This window comes from Bradyrhizobium sp. JR4.3 (assembly GCF_040547695.1).
In the GTDB taxonomy this organism is placed as follows: Bacteria; Pseudomonadota; Alphaproteobacteria; order Rhizobiales; family Xanthobacteraceae; genus Bradyrhizobium; species Bradyrhizobium canariense.
This window is the reverse complement of sequence record NZ_JBEPQF010000001.1, coordinates 155,908-177,181: the sequence shown is the minus strand read 5'-3', so window position 1 is coordinate 177,181 and position 21,274 is coordinate 155,908. Positions and strand designations below refer to the sequence as shown.

Genomic DNA, 21,274 nt, shown 5'->3' with positions numbered 1-21,274 from the left:
TTGATTCCAGGGGCATCTTGCCTCAATCCAGCGTGCGGCGGAAGCGCGTCACGGCGATGGTCATGGCGAGCAGCATCAGCACCGCCAGCGCCAACGCGTCGAAACGCAAATTTTGCATGCTCGCGCCCTTCAGCATGATGGCGCGGACGATGCGCAAATAATGCGTCAGCGGCAGGCACTCACCGACATATTGCGCCCAGGCCGGCATCCCGGCAAACGGGAACATGAAGCCGGACAGCAAGATGCTCGGCAGGAAGAACATCATCGACATCTGCATCGCCTGGAGCTGGTTCTGCACCAGCGTCGAGATCGTATACCCGATCGCCAGATTGGTCGTGATGAACAGCGTCGAAAGCAGCGCCAGCAGGAACAGATTGCCGAGCACGGGCACGCCGAACAGGCCGACGCCGATGCCGATGATGAGGAACGCCTGCACGAACCCGACCAGCACGTAGGGAATGATCTTGCCGAACATCACCTCGACCGGCCTGATCGGCATCGACAGCAGAGCCTCCATGGTACCGCGCTCGACTTCCCGCGTGACCGAAAGCGCGGTGAAGATCAGCATGGTCATGGTGAGGATGGTACCGACCAAGCCCGGCACGATGTTGAGGCTCGACGCGGCGGCGGGGTTGTAGCGGGCGTGCGCGCGGATCTCGAACGGCATCTCCGGGGGATCTCCGATGTAGAGATCGTGCTTGAGCGCGGTCTGCACGACCATGCCGAGCGAGCCGATCGCCGCGCTCGCCGCCACTGGATCGGTGGCGTCGGCCGCGACCAGCAGCGCCGGCTTATCGCCGCGCCGCACCGCCCGCTCGAAGCCGCGCGGGATCTCGACGCCGAACAGAACCTTGCCGGATTTCAGGAGATTATCGAAATCCTCGACGTCGTGGACTTCATAGAGGAAGCGGAAATAGGCGGTGTTCTCCAGCGCCTTCAGGATCGAGCGTGCGAGATCGGAATCCTCCTGAAGCAGCACCGCGCTCGGCAGATTGTGCGGCGTGGTGTTGATGGCGTAGCCGAACAAGAGCAGCTGCATCACCGGCAGCATCACGATCATCGCAAATGACACACGGTCCCGCTTGAGCTGGATGAACTCCTTGATCAGCATCGCATAGGAGCGCCTCCAGAAGCCGAAGCGCTCCCGGATCGCGTGCTGGGGTTCGTGACGATCGACCGCGCTCATTGGAAATTGTCCTTGGAACGACTCATCAATTCGATGAACACGTCTTCCAGTGACGGCGATGATTTGTGCCAGTGCAGTCCGCTTTTTTCGCGCCACGGCGCGATGCTGGCTTCGAGCGCGGCGACGTCGCGGCCGGAGACGTGCAGCGACGTGCCGAACGGCGCCACCATGTCGATTCCCGGCTTGCCGGTGAGCGCAGCCGTGAGCTCGTTCAGGTCCTCGCCCGTCACGGTGTAGGTCGTCAGCGCGGATTTCGCGATCACCTCGTCCACGGTGCCGTGCACGAGCAGATGGCCATAGGCGATATAAGCGATCTCGTGACAGCGCTCGGCCTCGTCCATGTAGTGGGTCGAGACCAGCACGGTGAGACCGTCGGCCGCGAGTGCATGAATCTCGTTCCAGAAATCGCGCCGCGCTTTTGGATCGACGCCGGCGGTCGGCTCGTCAAGCAGCAGCAGCTTCGGACTGGGCAATGTGCAGGCACCTAGCGCCAGCCGCTGCTTCCAGCCGCCGGAGAGTTCGCCGGCGAGCTGTTCCTCGCGCCCCGAGAGCCCGATCCGCTTGATCATGTCGCGCGCGGCGCCGCGTGCATCGCGAAGGCCGTACAGCCGCGCGACGAATTCGAGGTTTTCGCGGACAGAGAGATCCTGATAGAGGCTGAACCGCTGGGTCATGTAGCCGACCTGGCGCTTGATCCTTTCGGCATCGCGCCTGATGTCGTAGCCGAGGCAGGTGCCCTCGCCGCTGTCGGGCGTGAGCAGGCCGCAGAGGATGCGGATGGTCGTCGTTTTGCCCGAGCCGTTCGGGCCGAGGAAGCCGTAGATCGACCCCCGCTTAACCTGCATCGACAAATCGTGCACGACCTCGCGGCCGCTGAACGACTTGGTCAGGCCCTTGACGTCGATCGCGATGCCGTTGCCGCCGTTCATCGCTTGTCCGCCACCGGAGTCTTTGGATTGAGATGGACGTCGATGGGTTGTCCGACACGCAGCGCATCGGGGCGCGACGGCCGCGCCTGGATCAGATAGACGAGCTTGTTGCGCTCCTCGAGGCTGTAAATGACAGGCGGTGTGTATTCGGCCGAAGTCGCGATGAAATAGATCTTTGCGGTGAGATCGGCGGCGCAATTGTCGCACGCGATCCGCACGGTATCGCCGATCGCAAGCTTCGGCAGCTCGGTCTCCGGCACGAAGAAGCGCAGCTTCATGTTGCCGGGCGGCATGATCGAGAGCACCGGCCGCTGCGCCGCCACCATCTCGCCCTCGCGAAAATAGATCTGCTGGATGGTGCCGGCCACGGGCGCAAAGCCCTTGCGCCGCGCCATCCGCGTCTCCGAGGTCGCCACCCGCGCCTCAGCAACGCGCAGGGCGGAGACGGCCGAGTCGAGATTGGCTTGCGTGCCCGAGCCGGTTTTGCTCAGCGAGGCCGCGCGGTCATAGGTCTGCTGCGCGTTGGCAAGTGTCGCCTTGTTCTGGTTGAGATCGGCAAGCTGGAGATCGTCGTCGACGGAATAGAGGTGATCGCCGACCTTGACCTCGTCGCCCTCGCGGACGTTGAGCTTGATCACGCGGCCCGCCTCGTCCGGACTGACGAAGATCATGTCGGCCTCGACCCAGCCCTGGAAGCCGGGCTCACGCTTGTCCTTGCACCCGGCAAGCCCGGTCGCGAGGACCAGAACCGCGATCGAACAGAGGCGCGGCAAAAACTGGATCGCGCTTGGCGGCAGCCACGGTCGTCGATCCCTCACCCTGAGGAGCCGCGAAGCGGCGTCTCGAAGGGCGAAGGGCCAAAGCCGGGCCTTCATCCTTCGAGACGCGCGTGCCGCGCTTCTCAGGATGAGGTGAGGGATATTTTGGGACGACCTCATGTCGTGCTCCGTTCGCCAAAAATCAAATCGAGGTGGACGCGCAGCATGTCCTGCGCGTCGAGCGGCGCGTGCCGTGCAAACAGGCTCTGCCAGATCACCGCGATCATCGCGGGGGCGACCAGGATCTGCGGGTAATGCGCCAGGTTCTTCTGGCGGATCTCGCCGCGGGCGATGCCGAGCTCGATCAGGGCGCGCATGGCGGCGATGCCGCGAGAAACCACCTCGCGGTAGTAGAAATCGGCCACGGAGGGAAACCGCGGCCCCTCGGCCACGATCAGACGCACGAGATCGCCGCGCCGCGTGCCGATGACCTCCTTCAGGAAGTTGCTGGCAAATGTCTCGACGAGATCGCGCACCGAGCCCGCCGGCGGCGGCAATGCCGTCAACCGCGTTACGACAGGCACGATCACCGTCCGCACCAGCTCCTCGAACATCGATTCCTTGTCCTTGAAGTGCAGGTAGATGGTGCCCTTGGCGACACCCGCGCGCTTGGCGATGTCGTCGAGCCGCGTGGCGGCAAAGCCGCGCGCGATGAATTCCTCCATCGCGGCGTCCACGATCGCCGCACGCCGTTCCGCCGCACGCGTGGCGCGGCTCGACGCGGGCACCGCATCGTTGCCAGCGTGCGCAGAGTCCTTTGCGTTGGCGCGAACTGCGGGCGGCGTGGCGGCTTTGGTGGGCTTTCTGGCCATCTACACGATATGACTGACCGGTCAGTCATAGTCAAGACAACACGGCAGACCCAATCTGACCAACAAATTAGTCTTGACTAATTCATTAGCATGCACTAATCTAACACTCATGATTGAAGCCGCCCCAAATCCCATGACCACCGTGATGCGCGCCCTTGCCGATCCGACCCGCCGCGCCGTGTTCGAGCGCGTGTTCGAGAGCAAGGAGATCAGCGTCGCCGAGCTCACGCGGGGAAGCGGCGTGACGCAAGGCGCGATCTCGCAACATTTGAAGTCCCTCAAGCAGGCCGGCCTCGTCGCCGAGCGTGCCGAGGGCCGCAACGTCTATTACCGTGCCGCGCCGCAAGGACTCGAACCGCTGGTCTCCTGGATGGACCATTACGGCGTGTTCTGGCGCGAGCGCTTCCAGAACCTGCGTGACCTCTTGAAGGAGATCGATCCGTGAGTGCTGCCGAATTGAAAGCCGAAACAAAGGACATCGTCATCGACGAGGTGCTCCCTCACGCGCCGGAGACGATCTGGAAGGCGCTGACCAGCGCCCAACTGATCGCGCGCTGGCTGATGCCGCCGAGCGGTTTCGAGGCTGTCGAAGGCAACACCTTCACCTATCAGACCACGCCGGGCGGCGCCTGGGATGGCGTCATCCATTGCCGCGTCCTTGAAGTCATGCCGAACCGGCGCCTCGTCTACGCCTGGAAGGGCGGGAATGAGCGCAACACCGGCTACGGTGCGCCGCTCGACACTGTCGTGACGTGGTCCCTCACCCCGGTCGAGGCCGGCACGCGGATCCGTCTGGTCCATGCCGGCTTCGTCATACCCAGGAACGAATCCGCCTACACGGGCATGAGCGGCGGCTGGAAGAAGGTCGTCCGCCAGCTCGACGAGATCAGCGGCGAAGAGAAGTAAGGAGTTATCGCAATGACCAAGCCCTTTACCGGCGGCTGCGCCTGCGGTGCGATCCGCTATTCGATCACGAGTGAGCCCCTGTTCAGCAATCACTGTCAATGCCGGGACTGCCAGCGCGAAAGCGGCAGCGGCCACGGCTCGTACATGACCTTCGCGCGCGCCGGCGTCACGATGACGGGCGAGGCGAAGCATTGGGACATGGTCGGCGACAGCGGCAATTTGAAGACACGCGGATTCTGCGCCCAGTGCGGCTTGCCTGTTTACCTGACCTTCGCGGCCATGCCCGACATCTTCACCATCCGCGCCGCAAGTCTCGACGAACCCGCCCGCTACGAGCCGCAAGTGGTGACTTATGCCGCGCGCGGACATGCCTGGGATCGCCTCGATCCCGACCTGCCGAAGTTCGCAGGCATGCCCCCGGGATAAGGCGACTGATCAAGCAGATTGTTGCCACCAGGAAGGTGCGCTCCCTCTCCCGCCTGCGGGAGAGGGTTGGGGAGAGGGTGTCTCCGCAACGGGACAATCGCCCAGAGGAGAGAGCCCTCACCCGCGCCTTCGGCGCGACCTCTCCCGCAAGCGGGAGAGGTGGAGCAAGCCGCACGGCCGGTGATCTTCCGACTCACCTCAACTATGAAACTTCAGCCCATCGACGATCTTGTCGATCACCTTGCGCTCGGCGCGCACGGCGAGACCGACGAGGTTGAGATCGGCCCGCGCCACCGCCCTCACCGCTTCGCGGTTGGCAGCATCGTGCGTGGTCTTGAACATGTCCTCGGTATAGACCGCCGGCTTGACGCTGCGCGTCAGCGCCCGATCGAGCGCGCGCGTCAATGCGGAACCGTCGGCAACATAGATCAGAATCGGCTGTCCGATCAGCGCGTGATATTTCGTACCCGACGCGTCCTCATAGGGCTCGCCGATGCATTCCGGAAAGGCCGCGGCAATGCCGCTGGTAAGGAAGGCCGCGACGTTGAGCTTCTGCCAGGCCTGAAGATCGGTGCGGATCACGACGGCGATCTTGGTATCGAACTGCATGCAACTCCTCGACTGTCATTCCGGACTCGATGCTACGCAACATCGGAATGACGGCAACAGGAATCAACCCTTCGCGTCGCAGGCCCAGGCGCGGATCACGCATTCCTTGCCGCCGTATTTGTAGCATTCGCGCGTGGCGGCATTGAGCGTGGCCGAGATCTTCGGCTTGACGGCATAGCCATAGGCGCCGCAGGGATTGGAAAGGTCGACCGACATCGCGGCGCAGGCGCGCTTCATCGTCACGGTCGTGCAATCGCCCTTGCACTGCTTCTGCGCCGCCGCACGCGCATCGTGCTCGGCGCCATAATCAAAGGCCTGGCCATAGGCGCCGCACTTGCCGACCGCAAATGCTCCGGCGGCGTGCGCATCCGTGATATGGCGAGCGCCCGCGACGCACACGGACAGCGCAAAGAAAAACATCGCGCAACGGCGCGCGACGACGTTCGAAGCCATGGAAAAACCCCTCCCCCCAAGGCAGGTGAAGGCGACTCTAACCTTCGGTCGTTTCCACTTGGTGAACGCGTGGTTGAAAAGCCGCGCCGGAATAGCGGTATGAATATGCACTTTATAGTTGTGTTTTTCAATCGCGTTATTTAAGGTCGTGAAGCTCCAAGCAGAGAGCCGGAGGAAGCGACCATGCGCCACATCAATGCAATGCTGTTCGGAATGCTCGCGTCGGCCTGTCTCGTCGGACCCTTGCCCGCATATGCGCAGTCGGTGAACTGGACCTGGACCAACCAGTATGGCTCGACCCTGGCCATCACCAACGTCAACACGACCACGGGCGCCATCACGGGGACCTACACCAACAACGCCGCAAACAGCTGCGACGAGGGCAAGCCGCAAGGCGTAACGGGTTGGCTGGCCTACGGCAACACAGGCACCGCGATCAGTTTCTCGGTGAACTTCCTTGGCTGCGGATCGACCACCGTCTGGACCGGGCAATTGAACAATTCATCAGGATTCCAGGGATTGTGGTATCTGTCCCTCGCAGAAGCCGTCGCGTGGAACGGCATCAGCGCGGGCGCCGACACGTTTACGTTCAACAACGGCGACAAGACCCTGTTGACGAAGAGCGGTGTCGAGCTGAAGGCCGGGGTCGAGAAGCTATCGAACACCAAGAAGTAGGCGAGCCGCGGACATCGGCGCTGTGCGCCTTTGCCCACTCTACGGCAGCGTCAGCCCCGCCGTGCCGCTTCCAATGCCTGCGGCGTGTCGATGTCGAGAAAGGCGCTCTCGCCGTCGACCGGCACTTCGGCGACCGCCTCGGTGTGCTTCGCGATCAGGTGACGCGCGCCGACATCGCCGTCGAGCGTCATCAACTCCTTGAAGAAGCGGCGCGACCACAGCACGGGATTGCCGCGGCGGCCCTCGCTGACGGGCACGACGATGAGATTGCCGCGGTCGGGTGCGAACGCGTCGATGAGACGGTCGATCAGACCGGCATCGATCAGCGGCATGTCGCCGAGGCAGACCACAGCGCCGTCGCAAGCTTCGGGAACGGCCGCGATGCCCGCCTTGACCGAGCTTGCGATGCCGCCGGCGAAATCCGGATTCTTGACGATACGCACCTTCAGACCTTGCAAGGCTTGCTCGATCAGCTCGGTCTGATGGCCGGTGACGACGATGACCTCCGATGCTTTCGAGGCCAGCGCCTGCTCGGTCGCAATCCGCACCAGCTTCTTGCCGTCGAGCTCGGCCAGTAGCTTGTTCGGCCCACCCATCCGGGTCGAACGGCCCGCTGCGAGCACGATGACCGCGACGTGGTTGTTGCCCTCGATCTCCGGTTTTGCGCGCGGCTGCGGGCGCGTGACGATCTCCATGAGGAGGCCACCGACGCCCATGCCCATCAGCTCGGACCGCGTCACCTTGATGCCGGCCAGCAGCCGCATCAGTACCCAATCGAACCCGTTCTCGACCGGCGAGCGCGCGCAGCCGGGCGCGCCCAGCACCGGCACGGTGCCGGCCCGGGCAATCAGCAGCAGATTGCCGGGATCGACCGGCATGCCGAAATGCTCGATCTCGCCGCCGATTTCGGTCACGGCCGCAGGGATCACGTCGCGGCGGTCGGCGATCGCAGATGCCCCGAACACGATCACGAGCTCGGCGCCAAGTCCCAGTAATTCCTTGATCGCAGCCGAAAGCGCCTGCTCCTCATGCGGGACCCGCCGCTCGGCGATGATGCCGGCGCCGGCCGGCGCCAGCCGCTCGGCGGTGACGCGCAACGTCTTGTCGATCACCTTGGAGGACAGGCCGGGCAGCAGCGTCGAGACCACGCCGACACGCTTGATGACGTAAGGCGCGATCTTCAGAACGTCGCGACCCGCGGCCTTTACCGCGGCATCACGCAAGTTTCCTTCGACGCCGAACGGGATGATCTTGACGGTGCCGACCATCTCGCCCTCGACCACCGGCTTGAAGGCCGAGAGCGTGGCAAAGGTAATGGCTTCGTCGATATTGTTGATGCGGTCCACCGCGGCGCGATCGATCACCAGCACGCCCGGGCGCGCGGCGAACAGATTGGCGCGACCGGTGAAGGCCCGCTCGACATGAATGCCGTCGCCACCGACGGCGAGCGCGATGCTGGCAGCCGCGATGTCCTCGGAGACATCGCCCTCCTCCATCCGCACCACCACGACGTCCTTGATGCCGGCGCGCTCCAGCGCCTCGACCTCGGTGGGCCCGATCGTCGTGCCCTTCTTCAGCACCAGCGGTCCCTGGCGCAGGGTGTGGACGGTCACCCCGCCGATCGCATCCCTGGGGCTCGCTGGGCCGAACTTCATGCGGCTTCTTCTTTTTCCTTGGGCGGCAGGCGAAGCACCGCCGTGATCTCGGCCATGATCGACACCGCGATCTCGGATGGCGAGACCGCGCCGATCGCAAGCCCGATGGGCGCGCGGATGCGCGCGATGTCAGCCTCCTTGGCGCCCTGCGCCCGCAGCCGGTCGCCGCGCTTGGCATGCGTCTTCCGCGAGCCGAGTGCGCCGATATAGAAGCAGTTGCGCTCGAAGGCGTGCAGCAGCGCGGGGTCGTCGATCTTGGGATCGTGCGTCACCGCGACGAAGGCCGTGTAGGCATCGACGTTGAGCGGCGGCAGCGCCGTGTCGGGCCATTCCGCGACCAGTGGAACGTCGGGGAAGCGCTCGGGGCTCGCAAAGGCCGTGCGCGGATCGACCACGGTGACGTCGTAGCCGAGCGAGCGCGCCAGCGGTGCCAGGGCCTGGCTGATATGGACGGCGCCGACGATGACGAGCTTGGCGGTCGGGGCATAGACGTTGAGGAAGAGCTTCTTGCCGCCGGCTTCGACACTGGCGCTCTTGCCCATGCGAAGCTGCTTGTCGAGCTCGGCGCGCAGGGGATCCTTACTGAAGTCCTCGGCCTTCACCAGGCGTTGCTCGCCGCTCTCGGTGTCGGTCACCAGGATCACCGGCCGGCGCGCGGCGCGCTCGGCATTGAGTTCGTGCAGGATTGCGAGCTTCACGGCTAGCCGACCTTCTCGACGAAGACGCGGATGGTGCCGCCGCAGGACAGCCCGACATTCCAGGCAGTCTCGTCGGCAACGCCAAACTCCAGCATCCTGGGCTTGCCGCTCTGGATCACGTCCATGGCCTCGGTGACCACGGCGCCCTCGACGCAGCCGCCGGAGACGGACCCCAGGAACGTGCCCTCGTCATTGATGACGAGGCTCGAGCCCGCCGGACGCGGTGCCGAGCCCCAGGTCTCCACCACGGTGGCGAGCGCGACGCCACGGCCGGCCTTCTGCCAGTCCTCCGCCGCCTTCAGAATATCCTCGTCGCGATCGAGCATGGCTACCTCTCAGGCTGCGGAGCGGATCAGGCTGCGGTGATGCGGCGGCAGCGGCCCGGAGAGCGTGATGATCAGCTCCTGGATCGAGCTCAAATTATGTACCGGACGGAATTCGTCAACGTGCGGGAGCATCATTTTGATGCCCTGCGCCTTGGCCTCGAAGCCGCCGAACCGCAGCAGCGGGTTGAGCCAGATCAGCCGCCGGCAGGAGCGGTGCAGCCGGTCCATCTCGAAGGCCAGCTTGGAATCGGCCTCCCGCTCGAGCCCGTCGGAGATCAGCAGCACGATGGCGCCCTGGCTCAGCACGCGCCGCGCCCACAATTTGTTGAAATTGTGCAGGGACGCCGAGATCCGCGTGCCGCCGGCCCAGTCCTCGACGGAGGCCGAGCAGCTCGCCAGCGCCTCGTCAGGGTCGCGCTGGCGCAGCGCCCGGGTCACGTTGGTGAGGCGAGTGCCGAACAGGAACACCGAGACACGTTTTCGCGCGTCCCCTATGGCATGCAGGAAATGCAGGAACAGGCGGGTGTACTCGCTCATAGAACCCGAGATGTCGAGCAGCGCGACGATCGGGGCCGGTTTCTCGATCCGCCCGAGGCGATGGATGTCGATGATGTCGCCGCCGGTGCGCAACGAGGCGCGCAGTGTGCGGCGGAGATCGAGGCGCAGGCCGCGGGGATCGGGCCGGTGCCGACGCGTCAGAAGCTCGGCCTGCGGCAACCGCATCCGCTCGACGGCGCGGAGCGCTTCGGTGATCTCGGCCGCGCTCATCTGCGCAAAATCCTTTTTCTGAAGGATTTCCTTGTCGGAGACCGACAGGCGCAAATCCTGCTCCTGGTGCTGCGGCGTCTCCGTCATGCGCGGCTGCGACATCGCCTCCTGCACACGACGCGAGCCTGCCTGCGGCTTCTTCTTGGCCTGCTCCGGCAACGGCACCGAATCCAGCATGTGCTTCCACTCTTCCGAGGCGCGGAAGAACAGGTTGAAGGCTTGCTTGAAGATCAGCGCATGCTCGTGGCGCTTGACGAAAATCGCCTCAAGCGTGGTGAAGACGTCGGCGCGTTTGCCGATGTCGATCACCTCAAGCGCGCTCATGGCATCGATGACCGCACCCGGCCCAACCGGCATGCCGGCCGAACGCAGCGCGCGGGCGAAGCCCACGACGTTGTCGGCGAATTGCTCGGTTTGCTCAGGCGCCAGGTGATTGATGGCCATGGTCTGCTGTCTCTGCCTTCATTCCGGGGCACGCGAAGCGTGAACCCGGAATCCATTTATCCATAATCCCCGCCGCACAATGGATTCCGGGCTCGCGACTTCGTCGCACCCGGAATGACAAGTTAGTCGCTCGTCGCTTCCTTCAGCACCTTCTGCAAGGTGTCGCCCTGCATCCGCGTGATGTCATCCTGGTATTTGAGCAGCGCGCCCAGCGTGTCGCCGACCACTTGCGGGGTCAGCGAGCGGGCGTCGAGCTCCGACAGTGCGGTGGCCCAGTCGATGGTCTCGGCGACGCCCGGCGACTTGTAGAAATCCTGATTGCGTAGTGCCTGGACGAAGCGCACGACCTGCTGCGACAATTTTGCGGAGATGCCCGGCACGCGCGACTTGACGATCGCGAGCTCGCGATCCGCGTCGGGATAATCGACCCAGTGATAGAGACAGCGCCGCTTCAGCGCGTCGTGGATCTCGCGGGTGCGGTTGGAGGTGATGATGACAATCGGCGGGCTCGGCGCCTTCACGGTGCCGAATTCGGGAATCGTCACCTGGAAGTCGCTGAGGATTTCGAGCAGATACGCCTCGAACGCCTCGTCGGCGCGGTCGAGCTCGTCGATCAGAAGGACCGGCGGCCCGGCGACGTCGGGCTCCAGCGCCTGGAGCAGCGGTCGCTTGATCATGTAGCGATCGGCGAAGATGTCGGACGACAATTGATCGCGATCGGTGTCGCCGGCGGCTTCCGCCATCCGGATCGCGATCATCTGCGCGGCGCTATTCCACTCGTAGACCGCCGAGGAGACGTCGAGGCCTTCGTAACACTGCAGGCGGATCAGCTTCCGCCCCAGTGCCGCCGACAGCACTTTTGCGATCTCGGTCTTGCCGACGCCGGCCTCGCCTTCCAGAAACAGCGGCCGACCCATGCGCAGCGACAGATAGGTCACCGTGGCCAGCGATCGCTCGGCGAGATAGCCGCGCGACGTCAGGAGTTCGAGCATCGAATCGACCGATGCCGGCAAGGCACCGGACGTGTTGGCCACTGAGGTCATGAAAAAGCCAGTCTCGCTACGCCCTCACCGGGACAAGTTTGGGCCGAGGCGTGAGGATCACTCACTCCTTGGCGTTGGCGGCGTCGAGGGCACGCCGCGTCAGCACGCCGATGAGGTGCGCGCGGTATTCGGCGCTGCCATGGATGTCGCTGTTGAGGCCGTCCGCCGGCACCTCGATGCCGTCAAGCGCTTTTGCGGCGAAGCGCTTTTTCAGGGCTTCCTCGAACGCGGTGACACGGAACACGCCTTCGGAGCCGGCGCCGGTGACCGCGACGCGCACGTCGGAGGGACGCCGCGCCACGAACACGCCGACCAGCGCGTAACGCGAGGCCTGGTTGCGGAACTTGATATAGGCCGCCTTCTTCGGCAGCGGGAACATCACCTTGGTGATGATCTCGTCGGCTTCGAGCGCCGTCGTGAACAGGCCTTGGAAATACTCCTCTGCCTTGAGGCGGCGCTTGTTGGTGACGATGGTGGCGCCCAGCGCCAACACGGCAGCCGGATAGTCGGCAGTCGGATCGTTGTTGGCGAGCGAGCCGCCGATCGTGCCCTTGTGGCGCACGGCGGGATCGCCGATCTGGCCGGCAAGGTTCGCGAGCGCCGGGATCGCCTCGCCGACGATAGCCGAGGTTGCGACCTCGGCATGCCTGGCGGTGGCACCGATCACGAGCGCGCGGCCCTTCATCTCGATCGTGTTGAGCCCATCGATATGGGAGAGGTCGACCAGATGCGGCGGGCTGGCGAGGCGCTGCTTCATGACGGGAATCAGCGTGTGGCCGCCGGCGATCACCTTGGCGTCTTCGTTCTTCACCAGGAGGTTGGCGGCCTGCCGAACGGTCCCGGGGCGATGGTATTTGAAGTCGTACATCTGAATGTCCTGATCGCAGAGTGCGCGCGCGATTTACGCGAGATCGGATTTCGCCATCGCCTTGGCGCCGGCGGAGATCGAGGTGACGATGTTCTGGTAGCCGGTGCAGCGGCAGAGATTGCCTTCCAGCTCCTCGCGGATGGTGTGGTCGTCGAGCTCGCTGCCCTTGCGATGGACGATGTCGATCGCGGTCATGATCATGCCGGGCGTGCAGAAGCCGCACTGCAGTCCATGGTGTTCGCGGAAGGCCTCCTGCATCGGATGCAGCGGCGCGCCGTCGGCGGCCAACCCCTCGATCGTCTTGACCTCGTGGCCATCGGCCATCACGGCGAGCGTGGTGCAGGACTTCACGGCCTTGCCGTCCAGATGCACGACGCAGGCGCCGCACTGCGAGGTGTCGCAGCCGACATGGGTGCCGGTGAGCCGCAGATTCTCGCGCAGGAACTGCACCAGCAGGGTGCGGGGATCGACGTTGGCCGTGACAGGATTGCCGTTCACGATGAGGGAGATTTTTGCCATAAGCACTCTCTATCAGCGCCCCGACGGGTCCCGTCGAAGCGGTTCTTATAATTATTCCGACCCATCATATGGGCCATTATGCCCCGGGGCAACATCACCGGGAATGCAAGGCGCCATGACAAAACGCGATATGCCGGAAGGCGCAATGCTTGAGGTATCGGCCCTCAGCCCTGTACCGCCTTGGCGAAGTTCGCGAAAAATTCGTCGGCCAGTTTCTTGGCGGCGCCGTTGATCAGGCGCTGGCCGAGCTGCGCCAACTTGCCGCCGATCTGCGCCTCGACCTCGTAGGACAAAAGCGTACCGCCGTCCTTCTCCGCAAGCTTGACCACGGCGCCTCCCTTGGCGAACCCAGCCACCCCGCCCTCGCCTTCGCCGGAGATCTTGTAGCCGTTCGGCGGATCGAGATCGGACAGCGTGACCTTGCCCTTGAAGCGCGCCGACACCGGGCCGACCTTCATTTTCGCCGTCGCACGAAAGCCGCCATCCTCGGTCTTCTCCAGCTCCTCGCAGCCGGGGATGCAGGCCTTTAGCACCTCGGCATCGTTGAGCTTGGCCCACACGGCCTCGCGCGGCGCCGCAAGCTGGACTTCGCCGTTCATCGTCATGGCCATTGGGTGCCTCCCGGGATGGATCGCGCAACTAAACTATAAGGCAGCTCAAGTACCGCACGGAGGCGGCAAAAGAAAGGGTGGCCTCGGTCACGTGCAATGCATATTCGCAACTGCAAAAAGCTTGCGCCGCCGGTTTGGGATTGGCACAGGCGGGCCATGGTGGTTAGGTCCCGCACAATATGAGCACATCCCTCTCCCCCCTGCTCGCGCCGATGCTGTCGAGCGTGGCCATGCGCGCGGTCTGCGACGACCGGTCGACCCTCCAGAACATGCTCGATTTCGAGGCAGCACTGGCCCGAGCCGAGGCGGCCACGGGTGTGATTCCCGCGTCCGCGGTGGGCCCGATCGAAACCGCGTGCAAGGCCGATGTCTTTGACATGGCCGCGCTGGCCGAGGCCGCCACTCGATCCGGCAATCTCGCGATCCCCCTGGTCAAGATTCTGACCGCCAATGTCGGCAGGGCCGACGCAGAGGCCGCCCGCTACGTGCATTGGGGCGCGACCAGCCAGGACGTCATCGACACCGCGACCATGCTCACGCTTCGCGCCGGCATCGATGCATTGGACGCCGATCTCAGCCGCGCCATCAAGGGCTTTGCCGCACTGGCGCGGGCCCACCGCAACACGGCAATGGTGGCGCGAACCTGGCTCCAGCACGCCCTGCCGATGCCGTTCGGCCTGAAGGCCGCCGAATATGCCGCAAGCCTCGCCCGCGCCCGCTGCCGCCTCAGGCGGCTCTCCCGCGAGGGCCTCGCACTGCAATTCGGCGGCGCGGCCGGCACGCTTGCAGCCCTTGGCGACAAGGGGCTCGTCGTTTCCGAACGGCTGGCGCAGGAGCTGAACCTGCCGCTGCCCGAAGCGCCCTGGCACACCCATCGCGACCGCATCGCGGAAGCCGCGTCGAGCTTTGCGATTCTCGCCGGAAGCTGCGGCAAGATCGCGCGCGACGTCTCGCTGCTGATGCAGACCGACGTTGCCGAGGCGTTCGAGCCGGCAGGGGAAGGCCGCGGCGGCTCCTCGACCATGCCGCACAAGCGCAACCCGGTCGCGGCCGCAAGTGCGCTCGGCTGCGCAACCATGGCGCCGCAGCTCGCCGCGACGATTTTCGCGGCCCAGGTGCAGGACCATGAGCGCAGCGCTGGCCCGTGGCACGCGGAATGGCCGACGCTGCCGCAATTGATGCTGGTCACCTCCGGTGCCCTCGCAGCCATAGTCGACATCGCGGAAGGACTCGATGTCGATGCGGCGCGCATGCGCAGCAATCTCGATGCGACCCACGGCCTGATCATGGCGGAAGCGGTCACCTTCGCGCTGGCCGAGACGATCGGCAAGAGCGATGCGCATCATCTCGTCGAAGCCGCGAGCAAGCGCGCGGTCGTCGAGAAGAAGCATCTGCGCGAGGTGCTCGCAGCCGATTCGCAGGTCACTGCGCATCTTTCGCCGGAAAAAATTGCGGCGTTGTTCGAGCCGATGGCCTATCAAGGCGCTTCCCAAGCCCTGATCGACCGTCTGCTCGACAGCCTCGAACGCGAATAAAACAGTCCTGAGCGCAAATAAACGGAGACGCCCGCATGCCCATGATCGATGCCGACGGTTGCCTGATCAACGTCTCCGTCGAGGGCCGCGACGGCGGGCCGACGCTGATGCTGTCAAACTCGCTCGGCTGCACGCTGCAGATGTGGGAGCCGCAGATGAAGGCACTGACGCAGATATTCCGCGTCATCCGCTACGACCGCCGCGGCCACGGCAAGTCCAACGTTCCGCCTGGCCCCTATACGATGGAGCGCTTCGGCCGCGACGTGCTGGCCATCCTCGACGACCTCAATATCGAGAAAGTGCACTGGTGCGGCCTGTCGATGGGCGGCATGGTCGGGCAATGGCTGGGCGCGAACGCGCCGGAGCGCTTCGGCAAGCTCATCCTCGCCAACACCTCCTGCTACTATGCCGAGCCAACCAAATGGCTCGAGCGCATCGACGCCGTGAAGAAGGGCGGCATCGCTTCCGTCGCCGATGCCGTTATCGCCGGCTGGCTCACCCAGGATTTCCGCGAGCGCGCGCCCGACATCACCGCCAGGATGAAGGCGATGCTGCTGGCCTCGCCGGTCGAAGGCTATCTCGCCTGCTGCGAGGCGCTGTCGACGCTCGACCAGCGCGCGCTGCTGCCGAAGATCAAGAGCCCGACACTGGTGATCGCCGGCCGCCACGACATGGCGACGCCGATTTCGGCGGGTGAATTGATCCGCTCAAGCATTCCCGGCGCGAGCATGACCATCATCGACGCCGCCCACATTTCCAATGTCGAGCAGCCGCACGCGTTCACCGACGCGGTGGTGGGCTTTTTGACGCAACGTTAGTCACAACCGTCATTGCGAGCGCAGCGAAGCAATCCAGAAATCCCTCCGCGGTGACAGACTGGATTGCTTCGCTACCTCGCAATGACGGAGAGGAGGATAGAGAATGGACGACCAGAAACGCCGCGATGCCGGCATGAAAGTGCGCCGAAAAGTGCTGGGCAATGCCTGGGTCGACAAGTCGATCGCGGGTCGCAATGCATTCAACACCGATTTCCAGGACATGATCACCCGCTACGCCTGGGGCGAGACCTGGACGCGGCCGCATTTCGACGAGCGCACGCGGCGGGTGCTGGTTATCGGCACCATGGTTGCGCTTGGCCAATGGGACGAATTCCGCCTGCATGTGCGCGCGGCCCTCGCCGAGGGCGGCTTCACGCCCGACGACATCAAGGAAATCCTGCTGCAGCAGGCGATCTATTGCGGCGTGCCGGCGGCGAACCACGCCGTCAAGGAAGCCTCAGCGATTGTGCAGGAGCTCGGCCTGCTCAAGACCTAGCGGCGGAGTGGCCTCTACCGTCTTCTGAACGATCTTGGGCGCCGCCTCGGGCCGTTCGATCACCACTACGATGGCGGCACCGAGCAAGAGCAGGAGCTCGGTGGCGTGCAGCCGCAGCGCGGCCATCTCGCCGACCTTCGAAGCCATGATCATGCTCGCAAACGAGATCAGGCTGCCGATCGCGAGCGCAATGCCGAGCGCTTCGTCGCTACCCCCGTTCTTGCGGATGCGGGGAATGCAGAGCAGCGCAAGGTAGATCGCAAAGAACGCCACCACCGTCAGTCGCCCCAGTGCCAGCAGCCAGGCGGCGCGCACCGTGTCCATCCCCGCCATCTGGAGATGGTCGCTGAGGAAAAGCGCCACTGCGACGCTCGGCCGCTCATAGAGGCCGTGCACCGGCGCCACCATGATGTTGAAGGCGACGAGGGTCCAGGCCGGGATGAAATAGGCCGCCAGAAGTGCGCCGTTGACCGAACCGATCCGCCAGTTTCCTAACATGCCGCTTCCCGCTTCGTTTGGTCCGCGCCTTCGATGGAAGGCTTTGCCGGGAGCTAACTCGCATCAGACTGTGGCGGCAATTTAAACCCTTTGTTTACCTTAACTGGCACCCACAGGCTTCCAATTGGGGCACCGGGGGAACCGGTTCCGCCCATGCGGGGGGAACCAGAGCGCCAAATGATCTCTGTAAAAGCCTTGATGCGGAGGCGGGGCCGGTTGCAGCCGCCAGTTCCCTCCTGTTACAAAACGAGAATGCTTAAGGGCTGCCGGGGCCCGAGAAGAAACCAGCACTCTCTCTCGAAGAGCTCCCTTTGAGCCGCGTCAGATTTGGGTACGGCAGCCTATGGATTATTTCGCCCAGCAGCTCATCAACGGCCTCGTGCTCGGCTCGATCTACGGGCTGATCGCGATCGGCTACACGATGGTCTACGGCATCGTCGGCATGATCAACTTCGCCCATGGCGATGTCTTCATGATCGGCGGCTTCATCGCGCTGATCACCTTCCTGCTCCTGGTCTCGACCGGCCTGACTGCGGTCCCGGTGATCCTCTTGATCGTGATCCTGGTCTCGATGGCGGTCACCGCCCTGTATGGCTGGACCATCGAGCGCATCGCCTACCGTCCGCTGCGCCACTCCTTCCGCCTCGCGCCGATGCTGTCGGCGATCGGCATGTCGTTCGTGCTGACCAACTATTCGCAGGTGGCGCAAGGCGCGCGGGTGAAGCCAGTGCCGCCAGTGATCACCGGCGGCTACACGCTGCACGAGAGCGCCGATGGCTTCATCATCCAGCTCTCCAACATCCAGATCGTGGTGGTCATCACCACCATCGTGCTGCTGGCGATCTTCACCTGGCTGGTGTCGCGCACCCGGCTCGGGCGCGACATGCGCGCCTGCGAGCAGGACCAGACCATGGCGGCGCTGCTCGGCGTCAACGTCGACCGCACCATCTCCATGACCTTCGTGATCGGCGCTGCGCTCGCCGCAGTGGCCGGCCTGATGTACCTGCTCTATTACGGCCTGGTCGATTTCTTCATGGGCTTCGTCGCCGGCATCAAGGCGTTCACCGCGGCCGTGCTCGGCGGCATCGGCTCGCTGCCCGGCGCCATGCTCGGGGGGCTGGCGATCGGGCTGATCGAGACGTTCTGGTCGGCCTATTTCTCGGTCGAATACAAGGACGTCGCCGCGTTCTCGATCCTGATCGTCGTGCTGATCTTCATGCCGACCGGCCTGCTCGGCCGCCCCGAAGTCGAAAAAGTCTGACGGTCGCGCGTGAAAACTCCCTCGATCAATACGGCCAAAACTGCATCGGGCATCCCCGCTCTCCTGAAGACCGCCTGCGTCAACGCGCTGATCGCGCTGGTGCTGTTCTCGCTGATGGTCGGCGTCCGCACCGAAGCTGGTTCCGACGGCCAGCTCACCTATTGGACGCGCTTCGGCGATGTCGCCTCCCTCGTTGCCGCGGTATTCGGCGGTTCGATCGTGCTCGAGCTGCTCAAGCAATGGATCGGTCCAACGGGCGCCGAGAAGCTGGTGCCGCCGGCGGTGCAGAGCGGAATGTCGTTCCTCGGCCGCTATCTCGCACCGGCGCTCCTGATCTTCACGCTGCTGGTGCCCGTGATCTTCTATGACCAGCGCTACATCCTCGATCTCGCCATCCTCGTGCTCACCTATGTGATGCTTGGCTGGGGGCTGAACGTCGTGGTCGGGCTGGCCGGCCTGCTCGATCTCGGCTACGTCGCCTTCTATGCGGTCGGCGCCTATTCTTACGCGCTGCTCGCGACCAATTTCGGCTGGTCATTCTGGATCTGCCTGCCGCTAGCGGGCGTCCTCGCCGCATTCTGGGGCGTGCTGCTCGGCTTCCCCGTGCTGCGCCTGCGCGGCGACTATCTCGCCATCGTGACGCTCGCCTTCGGCGAGATCATCCGCCTCGTCATCATCAATTGGCAGGATCTGACAGGCGGGCCCAACGGCGTCTCCAGCATTCCCCGCCCCTCCTTCTTCGGTATCCCCCTCGACAACAGCGACAACGGGCTCGCCGCCAGGCTCGGCATCGAATATTCGCCGACCCACCGCATCGTCTTCCTGTTCTACCTGATCCTGGCGCTCGCGCTGCTCACCAACTGGGTGACGATCCGGCTGCGCCGCCTGCCGATCGGCCGCGCCTGGGAAGCCCTGCGCGAGGACGAGGTCGCCTGCCGTGCGCTCGGCATCAACACCACGACCACCAAGCTCACGGCATTCGCGACCGGTGCGATGTTCGGCGGCTTTGCCGGCGCGTTCTTCGCGACCCGCCAGGGCTTCATCAGCCCGGAATCCTTCACCTTCCAGGAATCGGCGCTGGTGCTCGCCATCGTCGTGCTCGGCGGCATGGGCTCGCAGCTTGGCGTGGCGCTCTCCGCGCTCGCCATGATCGGGGGCTTCGAGCTGTTCCGCAGCCTCGAGAGCTACCGCATGCTGGTGTTCGGCATGGCCATGGTGCTGATCATGATCTGGCGGCCGCGCGGCCTGATCGGCCATCGCGCGCCGACCGTGTACCTGACCAAGGCCCACGCGATCTCATCCGACCTCGTCAAGGAGGGGCACGGATGAGCCGCGACCAGATTCTCGAGGTCGACCGGCTCACCATGCGCTTCGGCGGCATCGTCGCAGTCCAGGACCTGTCGTTTGCTGCAGAGCGGAACAAGATCACCGCGCTGATCGGACCCAACGGTGCCGGTAAGACGACGGTCTTCAACTGCATCACCGGGTTCTACAAGCCGAGCGGCGGCGCCATCCGCCTCAGCCATGACGACGGCAAGGTGATCGCGCTGGAACGGCTGAACGATTTCCGCATCGCCAAGCAGGCCAAGGTCGCCCGCACCTTCCAGAATATCCGCCTGTTTCCCGGCATGACCGCGCTGGAAAACCTGATGGTGGCGCAGCACAACGCGCTGATGCGCGCCTCCGGCTTCACCTTGCTCGGGCTCATTGGCGCGCCCGTCTACCGCGGCGCCGAGAAACGCGCGATCGATCTCGCCACCGACTGGCTCAAGCGGGTCAATTTGCTCGACCGCGCCGACGATGCCGCCGGTAATTTTGCCTATGGCGACCAGCGACGGCTCGAGATCGCACGCGCGATGTGCACCGAACCCGCGCTCTTGTGCCTGGACGAACCCGCCGCCGGCCTCAATGCGCGCGAGAGTGCCGCCCTGAGCGAACTGCTGCTGTCGATCCGCAACGAGCTCGGCACCTCGATCCTGCTGATCGAGCACGACATGTCTGTGGTGATGGAGATCTCCGACCACATCGTGGTGATGGACCACGGTGTGAAGATCTCTGAAGGCTCCCCGCGCGAGGTTCGCGACGATCCAAAGGTGATCGCCGCTTATCTCGGCACCGATGAGGAAGAGGCGGTGGCCGTGATGGAGAGCGGGTCGTGACATCGCCCACTGCCCTGCTCGCGGTCCACGGCCTTCGCGCCTCCTACGGCAAGATCGAGGCGCTGAAAGGCGTCGACCTCGATATCAATGCCGGCGAGATCGTGGCGCTGATCGGCGCCAATGGTGCCGGCAAATCGACACTAATGATGACGATCTTCGGCAAGCCGCGCGCCCGCGCCGGCCAGATCCTGTACGAAGGCCGTGACATCACCGAAGTGCCCACCCACGAGATCGCGCATTTGCGCATCGCGCAATCGCCGGAAGGCCGCCGCATCTTCCCGCGCATGAGCGTGGCGGAAAATCTCCAGATGGGGGCGGACGCCACCGAATGCACCGACGCGGAACGCGAGGCGACGCTACAACGCGTGTTCACGCTGTTTCCGCGGCTGAAGGAACGCTACGGCCAGCGTGGCGGAACCCTGTCCGGCGGCGAGCAGCAGATGCTGGCCATCGGCCGCGCCTTGATGAGCCGTCCTCGCCTGCTCCTGCTCGACGAGCCCTCGCTCGGTCTGGCGCCGCTGATCGCGCGCCAGATTTTCGATGCGATCCGCACCCTGAACCGGCAGGATGGCCTGACCGTGCTGATCGTCGAGCAGAACGCCAACCATGCGCTCAAGCTCGCCCATCGCGGCTATGTCATGGTCAATGGCCTGATCACGCTGGCCGGGACCGGCGCCGAGTTGTTGCAGCGCCCCGAGATTCGCGCCGCCTACCTGGAAGGCGGCCGGCACGGTTGAGGCCGCCCAAGGCGAACCCGTGCT

General features: G+C 64.6%; 26 protein-coding genes. 11 read left to right on the top strand and 15 right to left on the bottom strand.

The annotated features are described in order from the left end of the window. Positions 1-22 precede the first annotated feature (22 nt). Genes ABIB91_RS00930 through ABIB91_RS00915 form a run of 4 tightly spaced genes read right to left on the bottom strand, consistent with a single transcriptional unit; the run spans position 23 to position 3,745 of the window. The gene (locus tag ABIB91_RS00930) at positions 23-1,186 is read right to left on the bottom strand and encodes an ABC transporter permease (RefSeq protein ID WP_007602451.1); all 1,164 of its coding nucleotides are present in this window, start codon (positions 1,184-1,186) and stop codon (positions 23-25) included. Beyond that, positions 1,183-2,115, bottom strand: a complete 933-nt coding sequence (locus ABIB91_RS00925) for an ABC transporter ATP-binding protein (protein WP_354159037.1) — start codon at positions 2,113-2,115, stop codon at positions 1,183-1,185. Before ABIB91_RS00925 ends, ABIB91_RS00930 begins: the two co-directional genes overlap by 4 nt. Continuing rightward, positions 2,112-3,053, bottom strand: coding sequence for an HlyD family secretion protein (locus ABIB91_RS00920; RefSeq protein WP_354159039.1), 942 nt, complete (start codon positions 3,051-3,053; stop codon positions 2,112-2,114). Before ABIB91_RS00920 ends, ABIB91_RS00925 begins: the two co-directional genes overlap by 4 nt. Beyond that, positions 3,050-3,745, bottom strand: coding sequence for a TetR/AcrR family transcriptional regulator (locus tag ABIB91_RS00915; RefSeq protein ID WP_354159041.1), 696 nt, complete (start codon positions 3,743-3,745; stop codon positions 3,050-3,052). Before ABIB91_RS00915 ends, ABIB91_RS00920 begins: the two co-directional genes overlap by 4 nt. Positions 3,746-3,854: 109 nt before the next feature. Here ABIB91_RS00915 and ABIB91_RS00910 point away from each other — a divergent pair, with 109 nt between their 5' ends. Genes ABIB91_RS00910 through ABIB91_RS00900 form a run of 3 tightly spaced genes read left to right on the top strand, consistent with a single transcriptional unit; the run spans position 3,855 to position 5,077 of the window. Next, positions 3,855-4,190 carry an ArsR/SmtB family transcription factor gene (locus ABIB91_RS00910; RefSeq protein ID WP_007602444.1) on the top strand — a complete coding sequence of 112 codons (336 nt, stop codon included), beginning with the start codon at positions 3,855-3,857 and terminating at the stop codon, positions 4,188-4,190. Next, entirely contained in the window at positions 4,187-4,651 is a 465-nt protein-coding gene (locus ABIB91_RS00905; RefSeq protein WP_354159043.1) for an SRPBCC family protein, read from the top strand. The genes ABIB91_RS00910 and ABIB91_RS00905 overlap by 4 nt, the downstream gene beginning before the upstream one ends. Before the next feature lie 12 nt (positions 4,652-4,663). After that, positions 4,664-5,077, top strand: coding sequence for a GFA family protein (locus tag ABIB91_RS00900; RefSeq protein WP_354159045.1), 414 nt, complete (start codon positions 4,664-4,666; stop codon positions 5,075-5,077). A gap of 198 nt (positions 5,078-5,275) precedes the next feature. Here the strand turns inward: ABIB91_RS00900 and ABIB91_RS00895 are convergent, their stop codons facing one another. Next, positions 5,276-5,686: a DUF2000 family protein gene (locus ABIB91_RS00895; protein WP_354159047.1), complete on the bottom strand. Its 411-nt coding sequence runs from the start codon at positions 5,684-5,686 to the stop codon at positions 5,276-5,278. A 63-nt stretch (positions 5,687-5,749) separates the two neighbouring features. After that, the gene (locus ABIB91_RS00890; protein ID WP_007602435.1) at positions 5,750-6,139 is read right to left on the bottom strand and encodes a DUF4189 domain-containing protein; all 390 of its coding nucleotides are present in this window, start codon (positions 6,137-6,139) and stop codon (positions 5,750-5,752) included. 183 nt (positions 6,140-6,322) lie between these two features. Between ABIB91_RS00890 and ABIB91_RS00885 the strand changes: the two genes are divergently transcribed. After that, positions 6,323-6,814 carry an avidin/streptavidin family protein gene (locus tag ABIB91_RS00885; RefSeq protein WP_354159049.1) on the top strand — a complete coding sequence of 164 codons (492 nt, stop codon included), beginning with the start codon at positions 6,323-6,325 and terminating at the stop codon, positions 6,812-6,814. Between the two features lie 50 nt (positions 6,815-6,864). On the opposite strand, the gene ABIB91_RS00880 is transcribed toward ABIB91_RS00885, so the two are convergent. The 8 genes from ABIB91_RS00880 to ABIB91_RS00845 form a co-directional block, all read right to left on the bottom strand. Continuing rightward, the gene (locus ABIB91_RS00880) at positions 6,865-8,469 is read right to left on the bottom strand and encodes an NTP transferase domain-containing protein (RefSeq protein ID WP_354159051.1); all 1,605 of its coding nucleotides are present in this window, start codon (positions 8,467-8,469) and stop codon (positions 6,865-6,867) included. Further along, positions 8,466-9,167: an XdhC family protein gene (locus ABIB91_RS00875; RefSeq protein ID WP_354159053.1), complete on the bottom strand. Its 702-nt coding sequence runs from the start codon at positions 9,165-9,167 to the stop codon at positions 8,466-8,468. The genes ABIB91_RS00880 and ABIB91_RS00875 overlap by 4 nt, the downstream gene beginning before the upstream one ends. Positions 9,168-9,169: 2 nt before the next feature. Then, positions 9,170-9,493, bottom strand: a complete 324-nt coding sequence (locus tag ABIB91_RS00870; RefSeq protein WP_007602422.1) for an XdhC family protein — start codon at positions 9,491-9,493, stop codon at positions 9,170-9,172. A 9-nt stretch (positions 9,494-9,502) separates the two neighbouring features. After that, positions 9,503-10,705, bottom strand: coding sequence for a vWA domain-containing protein (locus ABIB91_RS00865; protein ID WP_354159055.1), 1,203 nt, complete (start codon positions 10,703-10,705; stop codon positions 9,503-9,505). A 122-nt stretch (positions 10,706-10,827) separates the two neighbouring features. After that, positions 10,828-11,748, bottom strand: a complete 921-nt coding sequence (locus ABIB91_RS00860) for an AAA family ATPase (protein ID WP_219684944.1) — start codon at positions 11,746-11,748, stop codon at positions 10,828-10,830. A gap of 61 nt (positions 11,749-11,809) precedes the next feature. Next, positions 11,810-12,616 carry an FAD binding domain-containing protein gene (locus tag ABIB91_RS00855; protein WP_007602419.1) on the bottom strand — a complete coding sequence of 269 codons (807 nt, stop codon included), beginning with the start codon at positions 12,614-12,616 and terminating at the stop codon, positions 11,810-11,812. 33 nt (positions 12,617-12,649) lie between these two features. Then, positions 12,650-13,135 (bottom strand): (2Fe-2S)-binding protein, encoded by a 486-nt coding sequence (locus tag ABIB91_RS00850; RefSeq protein WP_354159058.1) that lies wholly within the window; start codon positions 13,133-13,135, stop codon positions 12,650-12,652. A gap of 164 nt (positions 13,136-13,299) precedes the next feature. Next, on the bottom strand, positions 13,300-13,746 hold the full coding sequence (locus tag ABIB91_RS00845; RefSeq protein WP_007602417.1) for an SRPBCC family protein: 447 nt from the start codon (positions 13,744-13,746) through the stop codon (positions 13,300-13,302). Between the two features lie 179 nt (positions 13,747-13,925). On the opposite strand from ABIB91_RS00845, the gene ABIB91_RS00840 reads away from it, so the two are divergent. The 3 genes from ABIB91_RS00840 (at position 13,926) to ABIB91_RS00830 (ending at position 16,595) form a co-directional block, all read left to right on the top strand. Continuing rightward, positions 13,926-15,281, top strand: a complete 1,356-nt coding sequence (locus tag ABIB91_RS00840) for a 3-carboxy-cis,cis-muconate cycloisomerase (RefSeq protein ID WP_354159060.1) — start codon at positions 13,926-13,928, stop codon at positions 15,279-15,281. A gap of 35 nt (positions 15,282-15,316) precedes the next feature. Continuing rightward, entirely contained in the window at positions 15,317-16,099 is a 783-nt protein-coding gene (gene pcaD, locus ABIB91_RS00835; protein ID WP_007602415.1) for a 3-oxoadipate enol-lactonase, read from the top strand. A gap of 103 nt (positions 16,100-16,202) precedes the next feature. Next, positions 16,203-16,595 (top strand): carboxymuconolactone decarboxylase family protein, encoded by a 393-nt coding sequence (locus tag ABIB91_RS00830; RefSeq protein WP_354159062.1) that lies wholly within the window; start codon positions 16,203-16,205, stop codon positions 16,593-16,595. On the opposite strand, the gene ABIB91_RS00825 is transcribed toward ABIB91_RS00830, so the two are convergent. Then, the gene (locus ABIB91_RS00825) at positions 16,557-17,093 is read right to left on the bottom strand and encodes a hypothetical protein (RefSeq protein WP_354159064.1); all 537 of its coding nucleotides are present in this window, start codon (positions 17,091-17,093) and stop codon (positions 16,557-16,559) included. The two genes, ABIB91_RS00830 and ABIB91_RS00825, sit on opposite strands and share 39 nt — an antisense overlap. A gap of 343 nt (positions 17,094-17,436) precedes the next feature. On the opposite strand from ABIB91_RS00825, the gene ABIB91_RS00820 reads away from it, so the two are divergent. From ABIB91_RS00820 to ABIB91_RS00805, 4 genes are read left to right on the top strand one after another with little or no spacing between them, the layout of a single operon-like run. Continuing rightward, on the top strand, positions 17,437-18,354 hold the full coding sequence (locus ABIB91_RS00820; protein ID WP_354159066.1) for an ABC transporter permease subunit: 918 nt from the start codon (positions 17,437-17,439) through the stop codon (positions 18,352-18,354). A gap of 24 nt (positions 18,355-18,378) precedes the next feature. Next, positions 18,379-19,683: a high-affinity branched-chain amino acid ABC transporter permease LivM gene (gene livM / locus ABIB91_RS00815; protein ID WP_502916943.1), complete on the top strand. Its 1,305-nt coding sequence runs from the start codon at positions 18,379-18,381 to the stop codon at positions 19,681-19,683. After that, positions 19,680-20,513: an ABC transporter ATP-binding protein gene (locus ABIB91_RS00810; protein WP_007602409.1), complete on the top strand. Its 834-nt coding sequence runs from the start codon at positions 19,680-19,682 to the stop codon at positions 20,511-20,513. Before livM ends, ABIB91_RS00810 begins: the two co-directional genes overlap by 4 nt. Next, positions 20,510-21,250, top strand: coding sequence for an ABC transporter ATP-binding protein (locus ABIB91_RS00805; protein ID WP_354159069.1), 741 nt, complete (start codon positions 20,510-20,512; stop codon positions 21,248-21,250). The genes ABIB91_RS00810 and ABIB91_RS00805 overlap by 4 nt, the downstream gene beginning before the upstream one ends. The last annotated feature ends 24 nt before the right edge of the window (positions 21,251-21,274 follow it).

Excerpts from the sequence above, each read along its gene's own strand:
- ABIB91_RS00930 (WP_007602451.1), bottom strand. The coding sequence starts at position 1,186 with ATGAGCGCGGTCGATCGTCACGAACCCCAGCACGCGATCCGGGAGCGC.
- ABIB91_RS00925 (WP_354159037.1), bottom strand. The coding sequence starts at position 2,115 with ATGAACGGCGGCAACGGCATCGCGATCGACGTCAAGGGCCTGACCAAG.
- ABIB91_RS00920 (WP_354159039.1), bottom strand. The coding sequence starts at position 3,053 with ATGAGGTCGTCCCAAAATATCCCTCACCTCATCCTGAGAAGCGCGGCA.
- ABIB91_RS00915 (WP_354159041.1), bottom strand. The coding sequence starts at position 3,745 with ATGGCCAGAAAGCCCACCAAAGCCGCCACGCCGCCCGCAGTTCGCGCC.
- ABIB91_RS00910 (WP_007602444.1), top strand. The coding sequence starts at position 3,855 with ATGATTGAAGCCGCCCCAAATCCCATGACCACCGTGATGCGCGCCCTT.
- ABIB91_RS00900 (WP_354159045.1), top strand. The coding sequence starts at position 4,664 with ATGACCAAGCCCTTTACCGGCGGCTGCGCCTGCGGTGCGATCCGCTAT.
- ABIB91_RS00895 (WP_354159047.1), bottom strand. The coding sequence starts at position 5,686 with ATGCAGTTCGATACCAAGATCGCCGTCGTGATCCGCACCGATCTTCAG.
- ABIB91_RS00890 (WP_007602435.1), bottom strand. The coding sequence starts at position 6,139 with ATGGCTTCGAACGTCGTCGCGCGCCGTTGCGCGATGTTTTTCTTTGCG.
- ABIB91_RS00885 (WP_354159049.1), top strand. The coding sequence starts at position 6,323 with ATGCGCCACATCAATGCAATGCTGTTCGGAATGCTCGCGTCGGCCTGT.
- ABIB91_RS00880 (WP_354159051.1), bottom strand. The coding sequence starts at position 8,469 with ATGAAGTTCGGCCCAGCGAGCCCCAGGGATGCGATCGGCGGGGTGACC.
- ABIB91_RS00870 (WP_007602422.1), bottom strand. The coding sequence starts at position 9,493 with ATGCTCGATCGCGACGAGGATATTCTGAAGGCGGCGGAGGACTGGCAG.
- ABIB91_RS00865 (WP_354159055.1), bottom strand. The coding sequence starts at position 10,705 with ATGGCCATCAATCACCTGGCGCCTGAGCAAACCGAGCAATTCGCCGAC.
- ABIB91_RS00860 (WP_219684944.1), bottom strand. The coding sequence starts at position 11,748 with ATGACCTCAGTGGCCAACACGTCCGGTGCCTTGCCGGCATCGGTCGAT.
- ABIB91_RS00855 (WP_007602419.1), bottom strand. The coding sequence starts at position 12,616 with ATGTACGACTTCAAATACCATCGCCCCGGGACCGTTCGGCAGGCCGCC.
- ABIB91_RS00850 (WP_354159058.1), bottom strand. The coding sequence starts at position 13,135 with ATGGCAAAAATCTCCCTCATCGTGAACGGCAATCCTGTCACGGCCAAC.
- ABIB91_RS00845 (WP_007602417.1), bottom strand. The coding sequence starts at position 13,746 with ATGGCCATGACGATGAACGGCGAAGTCCAGCTTGCGGCGCCGCGCGAG.
- ABIB91_RS00840 (WP_354159060.1), top strand. The coding sequence starts at position 13,926 with ATGAGCACATCCCTCTCCCCCCTGCTCGCGCCGATGCTGTCGAGCGTG.
- pcaD (WP_007602415.1), top strand. The coding sequence starts at position 15,317 with ATGCCCATGATCGATGCCGACGGTTGCCTGATCAACGTCTCCGTCGAG.
- ABIB91_RS00830 (WP_354159062.1), top strand. The coding sequence starts at position 16,203 with ATGGACGACCAGAAACGCCGCGATGCCGGCATGAAAGTGCGCCGAAAA.
- ABIB91_RS00825 (WP_354159064.1), bottom strand. The coding sequence starts at position 17,093 with ATGTTAGGAAACTGGCGGATCGGTTCGGTCAACGGCGCACTTCTGGCG.
- ABIB91_RS00820 (WP_354159066.1), top strand. The coding sequence starts at position 17,437 with ATGGATTATTTCGCCCAGCAGCTCATCAACGGCCTCGTGCTCGGCTCG.
- ABIB91_RS00810 (WP_007602409.1), top strand. The coding sequence starts at position 19,680 with ATGAGCCGCGACCAGATTCTCGAGGTCGACCGGCTCACCATGCGCTTC.